This window comes from Fictibacillus sp. NPDC058756, from assembly GCF_042746035.1.
Lineage (GTDB): Bacteria > Bacillota > Bacilli > Bacillales > Fictibacillaceae > Fictibacillus.
This window is the reverse complement of sequence record NZ_JBHYPU010000001.1, coordinates 674,536-690,442: the sequence shown is the minus strand read 5'-3', so window position 1 is coordinate 690,442 and position 15,907 is coordinate 674,536. Positions and strand designations below refer to the sequence as shown.

Genomic DNA, 15,907 nt, shown 5'->3' with positions numbered 1-15,907 from the left:
AAACGCTTTCATTTTTTTAAAAATTAGAAAAAGGAACATTTTTATTATAAATACATTTTTCGACAAAAGGAATATAATTTTTTTGGAAATACTCTGTCTAAGGCGCTTTAAAAGAAAAATGTGTTCAAAAAAGTACCGATTCAGAGTAGATTGGCAACAAAATCGAACACAATTAGGTGACTTGGCGGACGCCAAGCTTCAGATGACCGGTCAAAGGGGGTGTAAGAGTATCCAAATAGAGGTCTAGTTAACCATAATCCTACAAAAAATCATTCAATCCACGAGATTCGACTGTGAATCCAAAAATTCAGGCGGCGAACCCAAAAATTTTAGTGCTGAATCCAAAAATTTTTGCTGTTTATCCCCGAGTCTACAATCCTCGACAAATTTCGTCGTGCCCACTCATGATAAAAGTTGCTTCCACCCTCTTACAAAACAACAAAAAAACCGACACCCAGTTCATAAGGCGTTTGGGCGCCAGTTTTCGCAGAATACTATTATAGCTTTTTACGTCTTAAACGCTTCACTTTTACGAATTGATTCGTGAACTGATCCAGCTCCTGATCGCGGTAGATGTAGAAGAAACGATGATGATGACCATCCTTCATCTCAGTGAGTTCACAGTTCATGTAGTGATCCATCTCTTGTCTGGTCAGCTCGACTGTGTACAGTTTGCCGTGACTCGGAATATCTAGTTGGATCTCGTTTAAAAAATGGAGTTCTTTAAATAAATAAATAGAAGTATCAAGGAGAAATTCACAGATTAAATCTTCTGAACCAAAGTAGTGTTGAAAATGTTCGCGTGTAAGCGAAGTATGGGGTACGTAACGCTTGTAGGTAGAAAAATCACCGTAAAAAACCAGCTTTGCACGTGTGCTTTGAAGTTCATAATGCTTAACGAGGCCGCTGCCTTTCATTTTTGAAACAGCCGTGCGGAAACGGTACGTATCACGGGCTGCTAATTGTTCGGCCTTGTTTTCTGGATGTGCTGCTTTCGGTGCATGCTGAGACTGGCAGTTGTCTTCTACTAGGTGTCCAATCTTAAATGAATTCTTCATATAAACGATCGAGAATGATTTCCTTCTCATGGTATGCGCCTCCAGCTTTCGCTTTTTTGCCTGATTTAAGTATACGACGAAATTTCAGAAAACCCAAGAGGGGAACATCCGACAAATTTAGATGTTTTCCGCTTCCCTCTTGGATCGCTCTTCTTTTGTATAAATTACTTGCATCGGATTGCCTCCGACAAATGAACCTTCGGGGACGCTTTTGTGAACAAGCGTACCGGCCGATACAATCGCTCCGTCACCTATCGTAACACCTGGAAGGATTGTTGAATTAGCTCCTATCATCACTTCGTCTCCGATGATCACATCGCCGAGGCGATATTCTTTTATTAAATACTCATGAGCAAGAATCGTTGTATTATAGCCGATCACGCAGTTCTTCCCGACCGTGATCCGCTCAGGGTACATGATGTCCGGCATCACCATTAAGGCGAAAGCTGTGCCCTCACCGACTTTCATTCTTAAAAAAGTGCGGTACAGCCAATTTTTCATCGGCAAAAAGGGGGTGTATCTAGCGGCTTGTATGGCTACGAAATTTTTCACGACTTTCCAAAATGGCACCGTATCATATACCTGATATAACGAGTTCCTGCCTTTTACAGGATAACGCTCTGTATCACGCACTTATCTCTCTCCTAAAACATCCAGCAAATCCGTCATTTCATTCAGCATGTAATCCGGATTAAACTGCTGCAAATAATCATTGCCTCGAATCGTCCACGAAACGCCAGCTGTCTGTGTTCCGGCATTCTGGCCAGCAAGAATATCGTACTTGCTGTCACCTACCATGATTGCTCGTTCTGGTGTGGATTGAAGCAATGCTAGCGCTTTTTGAATGGGCTCTGGATCGGGTTTCGCTTTTTCAACATCATCAAGTGTAACAACGGTTTCGAAGAATTTATCAAGCCCTGTAAGCTTAAGACCCATCTCAACCGTGTTTCTCATTTTAGTTGTTACAATGCCCAACTTGTAGCCTTTTTTATACAATTCTTCTACTGTTTCAAAAACTCCTTTAAACTCTGTTACAAGTTCATCATGATGTGCGATGTTATGCTCTCTGTAGGTTTGAACGAGATCTTGAACACGTTCCTTATCAAATAGTTCCATCGTTTCGACAAGCGGAGTTCCCATTAATGGCAGGATGTGCTCACGGTTGTACTGTTCAGGAAAATATTTATCAAGCGTATATAGAAAAGAAGCGATGATCAGCTCATTCGTGTTGATCAGCGTTCCGTCCAGATCAAATAGTATGGTGTCTCGTTTCATGTTGCAGTTCCTCTTTTCTTAAACTATTTTTCCGCTCTAGCTTGTTCCAAATAAATGCGACCAGAATAGTAAGAACAACAGCTGTTACAACCCTGATAATCAGAAGCGGTAACACCGGGATACCAAGCGGAACAAAAACCAATGTATCCTCAACAACAGCATGACAGCTTACTAGAAAAATAAATGCTAGATAGAGGTCCTTTTTTGAAACTCCGTCTTCTTTCGCTGCCTGCATCATAATCCCAGCTCCATAAGCAAGGCCGATAGTAAGCCCTGCCGCCATCGTCATGGACGTGTTTTCTTTCATACCTAAAAGTTTCATAGCGGGCGCCATCCAGTTCGAAAACCGGTTCAGCCAACCTTTGTCTTTTAAATACTGCATGACAATCATAAGCGGAATCACGATAACGGCTAATTGAAGAATGCCCAGTGACGCTTTTTCAAGAGCGGTTAAGGTGATTTCTCCCCATCCGTTCGGTGCAGCTTCAGGCATTGAAATAAAACCATACTGAGCCTTTTCCGTTCCGCCATCCCAAAAAAGATTGATCATAAATGCGGAAAACAGAGCCAATCCGACACGTACAAGCAAGATCACCCATAATTTAATGCCGACACTCGCTGCAACACCTGATTCAATAAATAGGTTATGAGAGAACGATAGCATGACAGCAAGGATAAAAACATCCTGAACCGTTAATGTATCAAGAGTCAAAATCCCACCTATACCAGCGTAGAGATTAAGAAAATTCCCGAGTACTAACGGAATAGCCGCTTCACCCGGCAGTCCGATCCACTTCATCGCTGGTGCGATTGCTGAAATGAGCCAATCCAGCACAGGTGTATGGCTTAATAATGTAATGATCAGTGTTACAGGGAATATGATTTTCCCAAGCGTCCAAGTGGTTTTCAAGCCTGCAAGTGTGCCTTTTTTTAACGTCTCCACTTTTCATTCGCCTCCCTTAGCTCTCCAAATATCTTTTTTCAGCCATGCCTGTTTTTCTTCTATAGATCCAGATGATGACTGCAGCAACAATCCAGATTAAGCTCATTACTTGGGCGATTCGAAGAGAAGTATCCCAAACAATCAAACTGTCTGTACGCAATCCTTCCACAAAGAAACGACCGATTGAGTACCAGATAATATATGTTAAGAACAGTTCCCCTCTATGAAGGTTTACTCTGCGTAAATAAAGAAGAAGAATGACACCCGCGAAGCTCCAAAGAGATTCATATAAAAAAGTCGGGTGATAATACGTTCCGTCAATGTACATCTGATTGATGATAAAATCTGGCAGCATCAGTGACTCCAGGAAATCTCTTGTAACAGGTCCGCCGTGAGCCTCCTGATTCATGAAATTGCCCCAGCGGCCGATCGCCTGACCGAGCAGAATACTAGGTGCCGCAATATCAACAAGCTTCCAGAACGAGATCCCTCTTTTTTTAGAAAAGATAAGAGCTGTTAAGAAAGAACCGATCAGTGCACCATGAATAGCGATGCCGCCTTCCCACACGGCCAAGATCTTGCCAGGATTATCTTTGTAGAAGTCCCATTCAAACGCAACATAATAAAGTCTTGCACAAAGAATCGCAACAGGAACAGCAATCATGACCACATCTACAAATGTGTCTTTCGCAAGCCCCCGGCGCTCTGATTCTCTCACTGCGAGCCATAGCCCGAGCATTGCACCTAAACCAATGATAAGTCCGTACCAATATATCGTGATTGGGCCTAACTCGAGCGCTACACGGTCCAACGGCTGAATCGTTTGTTCCACATTCTCCACTTCCTTTTAGTTCTTATAGATCGTCATCGTCTCCAGCTTCGATTACATCCGTCAGCCTCTCGGAAAATTGCTGCGCAGCGTTCATACCCATTCTCTTCAACCTGAAGTTCATGGCTGCTACTTCAATAATTACCGCTAAGTTCCGCCCAGGACGAACAGGAATCGTAAGTATCGGTATCTCTGTATCGATGATTTTCGTTGTCTCCTCTTCCAATCCTAGTCGGTCATACACCTTTTTAGAATCCCAAGCTTCAAGATTCATCACAATGGAGATCTTTTTATAGTTACGGATCGCTCCAGCACCAAACAGCGTCATCACATTGATGATTCCAAGACCTCTAATTTCTAAAAGATGCTGAATCAGTTCAGGTGCGCTTCCAATTAAAGTATCTTCATCTTCCTGGCGGATTTCAACAGAATCATCAGCAACGAGTCTGTGACCGCGCTTTACAAGTTCAAGCGCCGTTTCACTCTTACCAACTCCAGAGTTACCGGTAATAAGCACACCAATACCATATATATCGACAAGCACACCATGCTTCGCAGTCGTTGGTGCGAGACGGCTCTCAAGAAAGTTCGTGATGCGGCTTGAAAGACGTGTCGTCGTTACAGGTGAGCGCATGATTGGCACACCTGTTTTGTGTGAAGCCTTCAATAGCTCTTTTGGTACCTCGATATCTCGTGACACGATGATTCCAGGCGTTTCATCTGTACACAGCAGGCTCAATCTTTCCATACGCGTTTCAGGATCCAGCTCCGAAATGAATGACAGCTCCGTTTTTCCTAATAACTGAAGACGCTCTCCCGGATAAAAAGTAAAATACCCAGCCATCTCTAGACCAGGGCGTGAAATATCGCTCGTACGAATCGTGCGGTGGATGCCTTCCTCACCACTGACGAGCTCTAGTTGAAACTTATTGATTAATTCATGAATATGTACCTTCGCCATAGGATCCTCCTTGACATTTTCCAATGATTCTATTGTATCACTTCACAACCGTATTAACCAAAGGCAAGCGCCTGAAATTTATTGGTCAGAAGTCCAAGCATAAACATTTACAGGAATCGTGTTAAATGCAGTATCTTTCTCATGTTTCATGCCCAGCTTTAGAGCGACATTAACAGATCTTTCGTTTTGCTGCTGAATGAGGCAGATGAGTCTTTTTAATCCTAGTTGTTGAGATGCATACTGTTTAAAAAATGCAGCAGCTTCAGTCGCATATCCGTTTCCCCAATATTCCTTAGCAATCCAATAACCAATTTCGAATTCTTTCTTGCCGTCCACCGCCTGCTGAACAACTCCTGCATGACCTATTGGCTGCTCTGTTTCTTTATGGATAATAAGGTATAGGCCTCTTCCTTCCCGATAACCTGGCAGAAGCCATTCTTTAAAACTTTTTTGAGCTTCCTCTGCAGATCTTGTAACACCTTTTCCGATGAATTGAACAACATCCTGATCACCCCATAATGAGGCAAAAAACGGAAAATCATCATTTGTGTAGCACCTGAATTGAAGACGTTCTGTTTCCATTTTGATTTGCCCCTTTCAAAAATGAAGACCGTTTGAAAAGTACAAACGGCCTTGGATTTGTTGTTTATTTTTAGTTATTTTCTATAAGAATGTTGCTTTCAAACCTCGTTTTATTTTCTTCTATGACATTTGATTGGAGTAGAAGGTGCGAGACTCCTGCGGGACAGGCGGGCAGGTGAGACACTTATGAGTGAAACGTACGAATGTGGCTCACCGCCTGCCCCGCGGAAAGCGAGCACCTGGAACGGAAATCAACACTTCCAATAGCAACAAAGTTTATGAAAACAGCCTTATTTCTTTATAGTTATTGAAATTTTATCATGAACAGCTAGCTTTTGACTCGGTTTCGTTAAACATTTGTTTAAAAGAATAGTGCCGCTTTTGATCTTTTGAGCTATTTCTGTACGGCTCCATCCTTCTATATGTTCGGCAAGCGTACGGTCTAACCGGAAGTTCCCCTCAGCTCCTGTAATGTTAATTTCATAGGATTCGTTGCCTGATACAGAAAGAGATATCTTTTTACCCTCCTCTATCGGCTCAAACTCAGAAGGAACAAGTGTCGCAGGATCGACGTGATTGGTAAACGATTTATAAATATCGAGCTTTTTGTTCCACGAATGATTCTTCGGACACTTATAAATCGCAAACTGATAGATGTTTTTACCGTTCGCATTATGTCTTCGAATCGTCGTATCTGTAAAAATCGTGACCTTTCCACACATCTTGCATTGTTTTTTCACTGTGTCGGCTTCCTGTTTTTTATTGAGCTTAATGGAATATTGTTTAGTTTGCATAATGATTTCACCTCGTAATAGTAGCGAGGGAATACAACTTCTATTTGAAAGTCTTGCAGAACGAAAAAAAGCCCCCCCTATAACAAGGAGGGCTCGGAACGCATCGTTAAAAAACGCAACGGACTGCAGTTCGCTGTATTTCCTCTGTAATGGGATGTAGACATACTTCTCCCGTGGTCAAAAACGAGTTGTTTTTTAACGGATGAGAAGCGATCCAATTGTTTTCCATTACAGATTATATGTTGGCATACAGGTCACTGAAGTTCCTTTCTTTCAAACAGATTAGTTTTATTTTACCACATTTTAACTAAAGTGGATATAAAAATACCTCCCGCTTTTGGCGAGAGGTATTCGATATTATTTGTAGATAACTACAGCTCCAACGGATTTGTCTTTCGCTTGTCCGTTTACACGAACCTTTAAGCCGTAATTTTCAATTTTTCGTCCTGCATCTGGCATAAATATGTTTTTATATGACTGGCTATCATCAAATAGCGATACAGCTGGCTGGCTTGCAAGCGATAATGTTTGGGTAGGATAGATTAAATCTAATCCTGATGTAGGATTTAAACCAAATGCAGCATCAGCAATGTGGAAACGTGTGCTTGCTTGAACTGGTTCTTTATCAAAAACGTTCCATTGTAAATCTGTATTTACGTGAGCATCCACTACTCCAACGAAACCTTCGCCAGGGTGTTCTCCTGTCCAGTTATTAGTAAGTGTTGGATCTATATACCAAACTACTAATCCTCCATCATAGCTCATCAGAGATTGCCCACGACGAATATTCTTAAGACCCATATCAACACCAGCATGGTTTCTCCACTCTAATAAAAAGTAATGATCCGCATATTTATTTCCATCGAACTTTGTAAATCCATTTAATTCAAAAGAACTTGCATTTGTTTCGCCACCATCTTCTACCAATGTAGTACCGTCCGCAGTTACCTTGATGTTATCTGCAAAGAAACCAGTATTGCTTGTCCCCCAGTCTGTAGCATACCGAAGGCGCAGTTGGATTTTTTGTCCTTTATACTCAGAAAGATCAAAGGTTTGTTTCTTCCAACCATCTGACTTACCCGTAAAACCAGGCATAGAATCTAAAATTGTCGGATATCCTTCAAGTACAACGTCTGAGCGAGTGTTAGCATTACTAAGAGACTTCCAATTTGCACCATTGTCTGTTGAAACTTGTACAAACGCAAAATCCCATTGTTCTTCGATATCATACCAAGCATCAAATGTTAATGTAGCAGAATTTTTCCCGGTTAAATCAACATTCGTTACCATATTTGTATCGATTTCATCTTCTTGACCGCCCCAGTATTCATAAGAACCTGCTGCAGGTGTGTTAATAGGTACCTTCTTTTCTGGCAAATTCACTTTAATAGCTTGATTATTTTGACCATTTGGCGAGTTACTTTGGTCTAATAAGAATTGAGTTCCCTTAGATGAAACATCCTCCCAGTCTACATTAACCGTAGATGTCCAGTTTCCATCCATTAAACCTTGCAAATATGATTTTGCTAATGGTGAGAACCCTGTTGGTTCTGTTCCTGGGATTTTTCCAGCCCAGGATCCACTTGCCATGATTGACCAATAAGCAACTGCTTCACCTGTACCAGAATAGATTGTGTCATATTCATCCGGATAACCAAGATCATGTCCGTATTCATGTGCGAAAACTCCTACCGCACCATCTTCAGGCATCATTGTGTAATCATAGAAACCTGGAAGCCCTTTACCTAAACCGTCAGGATCAACAAATGAAGCTGAGCGATGGGACCAAATTGCATTATCTCCAAGTGAACCCCCGCCAGCTTCTTGTCCCATACCAGCGTGAATAATCATTAAGTGATCTACAAGACCATCTGGCTCACGTAAGTTTCCATCACCATCTAAATCATGGATATCTTCCTGATCATAGTCTTGTAAAGGAACACCCGCTGCTTTAGCAGCATTTAATGCATCTCTCACCAATTGTTTAGATCCACCAGGTGTTACATTATCATGGCCACCGCTAGCCTTATCAGCACCATAATAAGCTGCCGTACCAGGAACCTTTAACCATCCGTAAGCTTTACCTTCCACTGTATATGAACCACCGGATTGCTGTTCATAAAACTGTTTCATGGAAACAAAGTCTTCTCCATTCGGACCTTTAACACCGTTACTGCCAAAGATCATATCTTCATAATGTCCTAGATTATAATCCTTATAGTAGTTATCTGTTTCCCCCTCTTTAATTGTATTATGAGGAACATCAGAGTACTCTACATTAAGAACAAGAACTTTATCTTTTCTAACAGCGTCTGTGTATACAGATTCTTTTACCGGATCTGGATTACCTTTAAGATGACCGTTTTTATTACCTTTTCCGTTTAATAACCCATTGTTGAAATCTTTAAATTTTTGTTGCCTTTCTGCTTCAGAAGCTTTTGCTTTTGAAGCAAGTGGATCATTTCCTTTCACTTCAATTTCTTTCCCTTTAAGTTCAAGGTAATTATGTAAAGCTGCTTCCTTCTGTTTAGCAGAAGCGTTCTCTGAAATCACTCCTCTTTTGATAAGCGATTCTAGTAATTTCTCCTCGTTAACGATAGCTAGATCAAGACTAGAATGCGAGTGACTGTGCTTTCCTTTTAATACTTCATCTAATGCTGTTTGTGCTTTAACATCCACTGACCCCGCGAACAAAGATGACGAAGCTAGTCCAAGCGACAAACTTGTAGCAAGCAAGGCTTTCCCCCAAGACCTATTGTTCTTCCCCATGAATAACTACCCCTCCTGTTGAATAATGTAAATATTCAGATTTGTTTTGCTATTAAAATTTACCATATTATCCATCATTTTAAATTGGTCTTTTGTACTACAAAAAGAACGAATTGTGCTTTTTGTACTAGTTCTTTGTACTTATTTTTACATTAAAAACATTGCTTTTTTCCCGAAAAAAAAACACCTCTTTAATAAGAGGTGTCGAATAATTATTTTATTTTCTTTTTTCTTTTCTTCATAGGCTCCAAGATAAAATTTGTCAGGAACATGTTGAGCAAGGATATGATAATGGCTGCAAGAAGTGCCATTCCAAATCCATCGATATTAAAGGAGTCACCCATCAATTCAGCTGTAAGTGAAAGAAGAGCTGCATTAATTACGATAAGAAATAATCCTAAAGAAATAATAGTCACTGGCAGCGTCAAAAGTACTAAAATCGGTTTTAAGAAAACGTTAAACAGCGACAACAATATGCTGGCTAATAGTGCAGCACTGATATTTTCGATATGAAATCCATCGAAATACCCAGCGACAACCATTAAAGCAATCGTATTAATTAATAAGGACGCCAGCCAGCTTTTCATTTAAACGCCGCTTTCTTCAGGCATGACTGCCATTGCGATAATGTAGGATAGTCCTACAGGAAAGACCGCTGTAAAAATAGCAAGAGCTACTGTTCCGAGACGTACAACAGTCGGGTCAACATTCATATATTCAGCGAGTCCGCCGCAAACTCCAGCGATTTTCGCATCATTAGACCGTTTAAGCTTTTTCATAAAATAAAATCACCTCTATTTGGCTTTTAACACCGCAACTGAACCTGTCTTTGCCTCAGCTTCAAGCTTGAACGGCGGCCATGTTGTTCCTTTATTCGCAATAAAAGAGAGAAATTTTCGCGTGACTTCCTTTTTCTCTTCTCTAACTTCTACAGAATCAAAGTCACAAATAAATCCTCCGACAATCGTTTTCAGTACCGCATCAAGTTCCAGTGTTTCCGGGAATTCAGTTTCTATTTTTCCCGTCACCGTCTTAAAAGATGCATACCCTTCAACAGGTGAGGCAAAACGGCAGTAGATCGATCCGTTAATGGTTTCAGAACGTACTTGTGAAGCGTCAATTGTAAGCCGGACTGGACCATTCATCGTGTCTGCTTCAACGTCTTTATACTCACAGTCTTTTAGTGTTAATGAACCATTTGCGGCTGTTGCTTTGACTGCTTCTCCAGAGCAATTATTTACGGCAATTGCTCCAACTGTCGTCTTTACGGTTAGTGTTTTTGCCTGGCAATCACTGATTTTTACAGGACCATTAAAAGTCGTAATTTTAATTACATCATATGAATCTCTTGGAACCGAGATAACGGCATTCACTTTTTGATGTTTGTTCCTAGAATAAAAACGCATTTTTGTTGCGTCACAATCATAGAACGTCTCATTTCTGAACTTTGTTTTTGCAGAAGACCCTTCAGGCACCTTGTAAACGTGGGCATCACATTCAACTTGTACATCCTTTCGATCCCATGGCACAATCGTAACTGATCCATTATAGACTTCAATGTCCATCTCCTGAAACATCACATGGCTGTCTTGAAAAACATAATTTACCGGCTCTGATGGTCCAAAGTTCAAATCAAAATCAACAGTCTTAATCCGTTTAACGACACGATCAAAGAACTTTGCCACTTTATAGCCGGATGACGGAAGCTTCACAGCCGTTGCTCCGTTCACGGCTTTCTTTTTTAGACTGATAGGACTCAGTGAGCTGATTTGCGTTTTCTTCTTGTCATTTAAGGCATATAGCAATTTTTCAGCCTCTTCCGCTGAAATTTTCCCTTCGTTTAACATGTTTAAAATCATTTTCCGTTCTTCCATGCATTGACGCCTCCCTTTTGGATTCCGTCACCGGCGCCGGCTGATTCTAAGGTGTCTGAAACTTTTCCGGTATTACTTGTACGATTTATGAGAGAATAACCTTTATCCCTTTAACAATATTCCAGATGGTCACAATTAATGTCAAAGTACCAAAAATGAGTGCGCTGATTATGATTGCAGTTAAATGATATTGTGTTTCAAAAACGATAATAATTCCTAGCGGTACTGCGACAATTGGCAATAAGTGCGATAAAAATGATTTTTTTGCATGCTCCATTACTTCAGAATCATCTACAATTAAGTAAACGACGATCGGAAAAAGAAACGGTGCAAAAAACAAACTAAAATAACATATAGCAGAAACTGCTTTTTTCGTGCCCTCTTTCATAACATGACCTCCTGCTTTGAATGAAAAAGAAAACCGAACATGAATGCAAGCAAAAGGCATGTGCCTTTTTTTACTTCGACCTCATGAAACAAACTTCCTTTTTCCCTATACCCATTCGACATAACTTCTAAAATTCCGTATGATAATGACAAAAACCCCAAAGGGAGCGTCTTCCATTTGAAAAATATTAAAACCTTAAAGGTACTTTTTATAGTATTAACCATGCTAATGATCACTAGCATTGTATTCGGTGTTATGACCGAAAATGATAGGGATTTAGGTGTTTCTGATCGAATTCTTGCCGGTGTGATCGGCTCGTTTGTTGCTGCAGCAATTAATTATGTAGTATACAAACTTCTTTCTAGGATATGGAAATAAATCACTAATCTATTTTATACGAAAATTGTCGATTTGAGGAGAAATTGTTTGAATTTCGAGTAAAAAAGGGAATGATACGTATAAACAGGAACAGGAGTGATGTCTAATGTCTGAAGAGAAGAAAAAACAAAGAGGAAAAATGGACAATCCTGAACAATACGATACAGATAAAGAAAGCTTATTTGATAAATTTGAAAGCGAAAAAAATGTAGACCCGATTCCGATGGAAGATCTGAAACAAGAAAAACGTGAAGAAAAAGATAAGAAGGGGACGAAAGATTCTTCGTCAAGTGAGAAAAAATATAAATGAAAGCGAAACAGTGCTCCAAATTAATTGGGGCACTGTTTTTGATTGGGTTTTTGATTCATACTAAACTAACACGAATTTTCGATTAATAAAACATCAGGTTATAAATCTTGTTTATAAACAATTCCGTGTTCTATGTATATCTTTAAAAGCATCATTGCTTCTCCCCAACCAGCAGCACAGCCTATACAGGCATTTAAGTCCTTCTCAGAATTTGAATATCCCTTCTCTTCAAGAATGATTAATGTTCCTTCTTTATAAGGTTCCAGTTTAAAAGATACGGTTGTTTTCTTTTCTCCTGGTGACCATTCAAATATAAATGATTTATTTGAGATTGCTTCAAGAATTCTGCCGCCATCTTCAATGTTTTCCTTGTTACTGCCGAATTCAGTCCATCTTAATCGAATTTCACCAGTTCCTTCTGGTATTAATTTTATAGAAGTATTATCCGTGAACCAAGCATTCCAACCTTCAGAAGTTGTAAGTATTTGAAATATTTCTTCTTGATCAGCTTTAATATATGTTTTATGTGTAATTGAAGGCATATCTTTTCCTACCTTTCTATAAATTTTTCTTGATTATACAAACTCACCTCCTGTAAGAATTTAAAGGCTAAAAGATTTTTGCCACAGAGAGGTTTTGAAGTACTTCACTGAAAAGTTGATTGAAGAGGAAGGTGCGAGACTCCTGCGGGACTGGCGGTCAGGTGAGACACTTATGAGTGAAACGTTCGAATGTGGCTCACCGCCTGCCCCGCGGAAAGCGAGCAACCTGGAACGGAAATCAACAACTCCCAAAAACAACAAAGTTTACGCAAAAGCTTAATCAAAAAGAGATCAAACCATCTATATTTATGATTTGATCTCTTCAGTGTTATTTAGCTAACTTTTCTTTTTCTTTGATTTTACCTGTCATACGCTTCTTATCTCTTTTTAAGATTGGTGCAAGATAGCGGCCGGTGTGGGATTCTTCAACCTCAGCCAGTTCTTCAGGCGTTCCTGCTCCAACGATCACGCCTCCATTGTCCCCGCCTTCAGGTCCTAGGTCGATTAAGTGATCACACTGTTTGATGACATCAAGGTTATGCTCAATGACTAAAACAGAATCACCGTTATCAACGAGACGCTGCAGGACAACGAGCAAACGTGAAATATCATCTACATGCAGTCCAGTTGTAGGTTCATCGAGAATGTAGATCGTTTTCCCAGTGGATCGTTTATGCAGCTGAGAAGCTAGTTTTACACGCTGCGCTTCCCCGCCTGATAATGTTGTTGCTGACTGACCAAGTTTGATGTAGCCAAGTCCTACATCAAGTATGGTTTGAAGCTTGCGTTTAATCTTAGGGATATTCGCAAAGAACTCTACTGAATCCTCAACGGTCATATCAAGAATGTCTGCAATGTTTTTCCCTTTATACTTCACTTCAAGTGTTTCGCGGTTATATCGCTTTCCATGACACACTTCGCACGGTACATAAACATCCGGTAAAAAGTGCATCTCGATTTTAATGATTCCGTCTCCGCGGCAAGCTTCACAACGACCTCCTTTTACGTTGAAGGAGAAACGGCCTTTTTTGTATCCGCGCACTTTTGCTTCGTTTGTTGAAGCAAAGACATCACGAATATCGTCAAAAACGCCTGTGTAAGTTGCTGGATTTGAACGTGGTGTACGTCCGATCGGTGACTGATCAATATCAATAACTTTATCGATATGCTCCAGACCCTTGATCGACTTGTGTGCACCAGGTTTGTCTTTTGCACGGTGAAGTTTTTGTGCTAGCGCTTTATGCAGGATCTCATTTACTAGTGTACTTTTTCCAGAACCAGAAACACCTGTAACGCCAGTGAACAAGCCTAGTGGGATTTTAGCAGAGACATTTTTCAGGTTGTTTTCTGTCGCACCCTTCACCTCGATATAACGGCCATCCGGTTTACGTCTTTTCTTCGGAAGAGGGATAAACTTTTTGCCAGACAGATACTGACCCGTAAGTGATTCAGGGTCTTCCATAATCTCCTGCGGTGTTCCTTGTGAAGTGATCACACCGCCGTGAGCACCCGCACCAGGACCGATATCAATGATGTAATCCGCGGCAAGCATCGTATCTTCATCATGCTCAACTACGATAAGTGTGTTTCCAAGCGAACGCATTTCTTCAAGTGTGCGGATCAGCCTGTCGTTATCACGCTGATGAAGACCGATTGAAGGCTCATCAAGAATATAGAGAACGCCCATCAAACGAGAACCAACCTGTGTAGCAAGACGAATACGCTGTGCTTCCCCGCCTGACAAAGTACCAGCTGAACGGCTGAGCGTAAGGTAGTCGAGTCCAACGTTAATTAGGAAACCTGAGCGATCCACGATTTCTCGTAAAATCAACTTTGCAATGGCTTGCTCTTTTTCTGTCAGGTCAAGGTTATCGAAAAATTCTTTTGCCTCCGTAATCGAGAGAGAAGTTGTTTCTCCAATATGTCTTCCGTTAATTAATACGGAAAGTGCTTCTTTTTTCAGACGGTGACCTTTACATGTCGGACACGGTTTTTGTGCCATGTATCCTTCCATCTGCTCACGGATGTAATCAGAGCTTGTCTCTCTGTAACGGCGCTGAATATTCCCTAGTACTCCTTCAAACTGAATTTCATTTTTACGGACTTGTCCAAAGTCGTTTTTATATCGGAAAGTAAGATATTCCTTGCTTCCGTTTAATATTTTATCCATCTGATCTTTTGGCAGTTTTTCGACTGGCACATCCATATCAATACCGAAATGGTTACAGATACTCTCTAAAAGCTGAGGATAATATTGCGAACTGATCGGTTCCCATGGTGCAATTGCATTTTCACGTAATGAACGGTTCCAATCTGGAATCACCAGTTCAGGATCCACTTCAAGCTTAACTCCTAAACCGTCACAAGATGAACAAGCCCCGAACGGACTGTTAAACGAGAACAAGCGGGGTTCGAGTTCACCGATAGAAAATCCGCAATGAGGACATGCATGATTTTGAGAGAATAAAAGTTCTTCTTCTCCCATCACATCAACCACTACACTTCCGCCTCCAAGATTTAAGGCAGCTTCAAGAGAGTCTGCTAAACGAGTTGCGATTCCCTCTTTAACTACGATCCGGTCAATAACGATTTCAATAGAGTGCTTTTTATTTTTTTCGAGTTTGATTTCTTCTGAGACTTCCCGCATTTCTCCATCTACACGAACGCGGACATATCCTTGTTTTTTAATATCTTCTAAGGCTTTAACATGCTCGCCTTTTCGACCAGAAACAACTGGTGATAAAATTTGCAGCTTCGTTCGTTCGGGATATTCTAAAATACGGTCTACCATTTGTTCAATCGTTTGAGATGTAATCTCTACATGATGAACAGGACAAACAGGACGTCCGATACGTGCAAATAAAAGACGCAGGTAATCATAGATTTCAGTAACCGTTCCAACCGTTGAACGCGGATTGCGGCTTGTTGTCTTCTGATCGATCGAGATAGCCGGTGATAGACCTTCTATAGAATCAACATCCGGCTTGTCCATCTGTCCAAGGAACTGACGCGCATACGCAGATAGAGATTCAACGTATCGGCGCTGACCTTCTGCATAGATCGTATCGAAAGCCAGAGAAGATTTCCCCGAACCGGATAAGCCGGTTAAAACTACCAGCTTATCACGCGGGATCGTAATATCTATATTCTTTAAATTATGGGCTCTTGCACCCTTAACAATTATGTTTTGATTGGTTGCCAACT

The 15,907-nt window shown here is 40.7% G+C and carries 17 protein-coding genes; 2 read left to right on the top strand and 15 right to left on the bottom strand.

Annotation, left to right across the window (positions count from 1 at the left end):
• Window positions 1-497 precede the first annotated feature (497 nt).
• The 13 genes from ACFW35_RS03330 to ACFW35_RS03270 all read right to left on the bottom strand — a co-directional run bounded on the left by ACFW35_RS03330 (window position 498) and on the right by ACFW35_RS03270 (window position 11,473).
• Window positions 498-1,088 (bottom strand): hypothetical protein, encoded by a 591-nt coding sequence (locus tag ACFW35_RS03330; RefSeq protein WP_379843779.1) that lies wholly within the window; start codon window positions 1,086-1,088, stop codon window positions 498-500.
• A gap of 87 nt (window positions 1,089-1,175) precedes the next feature.
• Window positions 1,176-1,691, bottom strand: a complete 516-nt coding sequence (locus ACFW35_RS03325; RefSeq protein WP_066292629.1) for an acyltransferase — start codon at window positions 1,689-1,691, stop codon at window positions 1,176-1,178.
• Window positions 1,692-2,333, bottom strand: coding sequence for a pyrophosphatase PpaX (gene ppaX, locus ACFW35_RS03320; protein WP_379843777.1), 642 nt, complete (start codon window positions 2,331-2,333; stop codon window positions 1,692-1,694).
• A complete protein-coding gene (locus ACFW35_RS03315) occupies window positions 2,308-3,276 on the bottom strand; it encodes a nucleoside recognition domain-containing protein (protein WP_379843775.1) in 969 nt (322 codons plus the stop codon). The genes ppaX and ACFW35_RS03315 overlap by 26 nt, the downstream gene beginning before the upstream one ends.
• Window positions 3,277-3,292: 16 nt before the next feature.
• The gene (lgt, locus tag ACFW35_RS03310; RefSeq protein WP_379843774.1) at window positions 3,293-4,108 is read right to left on the bottom strand and encodes a prolipoprotein diacylglyceryl transferase; all 816 of its coding nucleotides are present in this window, start codon (window positions 4,106-4,108) and stop codon (window positions 3,293-3,295) included.
• A gap of 22 nt (window positions 4,109-4,130) precedes the next feature.
• Window positions 4,131-5,066, bottom strand: coding sequence for an HPr(Ser) kinase/phosphatase (gene hprK, locus ACFW35_RS03305; protein WP_066292637.1), 936 nt, complete (start codon window positions 5,064-5,066; stop codon window positions 4,131-4,133).
• Between the two features lie 78 nt (window positions 5,067-5,144).
• Window positions 5,145-5,648, bottom strand: coding sequence for a GNAT family N-acetyltransferase (locus ACFW35_RS03300; protein ID WP_379843772.1), 504 nt, complete (start codon window positions 5,646-5,648; stop codon window positions 5,145-5,147).
• A gap of 290 nt (window positions 5,649-5,938) precedes the next feature.
• Window positions 5,939-6,442: a cytoplasmic protein gene (locus tag ACFW35_RS03295; protein WP_379843770.1), complete on the bottom strand. Its 504-nt coding sequence runs from the start codon at window positions 6,440-6,442 to the stop codon at window positions 5,939-5,941.
• A 357-nt stretch (window positions 6,443-6,799) separates the two neighbouring features.
• Window positions 6,800-9,211 (bottom strand): immune inhibitor A domain-containing protein, encoded by a 2,412-nt coding sequence (locus ACFW35_RS03290; protein WP_379843769.1) that lies wholly within the window; start codon window positions 9,209-9,211, stop codon window positions 6,800-6,802.
• 212 nt (window positions 9,212-9,423) lie between these two features.
• Window positions 9,424-9,798, bottom strand: a complete 375-nt coding sequence (locus ACFW35_RS03285; protein ID WP_379843767.1) for a phage holin family protein — start codon at window positions 9,796-9,798, stop codon at window positions 9,424-9,426.
• Entirely contained in the window at window positions 9,799-9,990 is a 192-nt protein-coding gene (locus tag ACFW35_RS03280; RefSeq protein WP_379843765.1) for a PspC domain-containing protein, read from the bottom strand.
• A gap of 15 nt (window positions 9,991-10,005) precedes the next feature.
• Window positions 10,006-11,085: a DUF4097 family beta strand repeat-containing protein gene (locus tag ACFW35_RS03275; protein ID WP_379843763.1), complete on the bottom strand. Its 1,080-nt coding sequence runs from the start codon at window positions 11,083-11,085 to the stop codon at window positions 10,006-10,008.
• Between the two features lie 85 nt (window positions 11,086-11,170).
• On the bottom strand, window positions 11,171-11,473 hold the full coding sequence (locus ACFW35_RS03270; protein WP_379843762.1) for a hypothetical protein: 303 nt from the start codon (window positions 11,471-11,473) through the stop codon (window positions 11,171-11,173).
• Window positions 11,474-11,650: 177 nt separating this feature from the next.
• Between ACFW35_RS03270 and ACFW35_RS03265 the strand changes: the two genes are divergently transcribed.
• Window positions 11,651-11,851 carry a hypothetical protein gene (locus tag ACFW35_RS03265; RefSeq protein ID WP_379843760.1) on the top strand — a complete coding sequence of 67 codons (201 nt, stop codon included), beginning with the start codon at window positions 11,651-11,653 and terminating at the stop codon, window positions 11,849-11,851.
• A gap of 106 nt (window positions 11,852-11,957) precedes the next feature.
• Window positions 11,958-12,161 (top strand): hypothetical protein, encoded by a 204-nt coding sequence (locus ACFW35_RS03260; RefSeq protein WP_077359823.1) that lies wholly within the window; start codon window positions 11,958-11,960, stop codon window positions 12,159-12,161.
• A gap of 98 nt (window positions 12,162-12,259) precedes the next feature.
• On the opposite strand, the gene ACFW35_RS03255 is transcribed toward ACFW35_RS03260, so the two are convergent.
• Entirely contained in the window at window positions 12,260-12,703 is a 444-nt protein-coding gene (locus tag ACFW35_RS03255) for an SRPBCC family protein (protein ID WP_379843759.1), read from the bottom strand.
• Window positions 12,704-13,031: 328 nt separating this feature from the next.
• Window positions 13,032-15,905 carry an excinuclease ABC subunit UvrA gene (gene uvrA, locus ACFW35_RS03250; RefSeq protein ID WP_379843757.1) on the bottom strand — a complete coding sequence of 958 codons (2,874 nt, stop codon included), beginning with the start codon at window positions 15,903-15,905 and terminating at the stop codon, window positions 13,032-13,034.
• Window positions 15,906-15,907: the final 2 nt, after the last annotated feature.

Coding starts and splice junctions, on each gene's coding strand:
- ACFW35_RS03330 (WP_379843779.1), bottom strand. CDS start 1,088: ATGAGAAGGAAATCATTCTCGATCGTTTATATGAAGAATTCATTTAAG.
- ppaX (WP_379843777.1), bottom strand. CDS start 2,333: ATGAAACGAGACACCATACTATTTGATCTGGACGGAACGCTGATCAAC.
- hprK (WP_066292637.1), bottom strand. CDS start 5,066: ATGGCGAAGGTACATATTCATGAATTAATCAATAAGTTTCAACTAGAG.
- ACFW35_RS03300 (WP_379843772.1), bottom strand. CDS start 5,648: ATGGAAACAGAACGTCTTCAATTCAGGTGCTACACAAATGATGATTTT.
- ACFW35_RS03295 (WP_379843770.1), bottom strand. CDS start 6,442: ATGCAAACTAAACAATATTCCATTAAGCTCAATAAAAAACAGGAAGCC.
- ACFW35_RS03290 (WP_379843769.1), bottom strand. CDS start 9,211: ATGGGGAAGAACAATAGGTCTTGGGGGAAAGCCTTGCTTGCTACAAGT.
- ACFW35_RS03285 (WP_379843767.1), bottom strand. CDS start 9,798: ATGAAAAGCTGGCTGGCGTCCTTATTAATTAATACGATTGCTTTAATG.
- ACFW35_RS03280 (WP_379843765.1), bottom strand. CDS start 9,990: ATGAAAAAGCTTAAACGGTCTAATGATGCGAAAATCGCTGGAGTTTGC.
- ACFW35_RS03275 (WP_379843763.1), bottom strand. CDS start 11,085: ATGGAAGAACGGAAAATGATTTTAAACATGTTAAACGAAGGGAAAATT.
- ACFW35_RS03270 (WP_379843762.1), bottom strand. CDS start 11,473: ATGAAAGAGGGCACGAAAAAAGCAGTTTCTGCTATATGTTATTTTAGT.
- ACFW35_RS03260 (WP_077359823.1), top strand. CDS start 11,958: ATGTCTGAAGAGAAGAAAAAACAAAGAGGAAAAATGGACAATCCTGAA.
- ACFW35_RS03255 (WP_379843759.1), bottom strand. CDS start 12,703: ATGCCTTCAATTACACATAAAACATATATTAAAGCTGATCAAGAAGAA.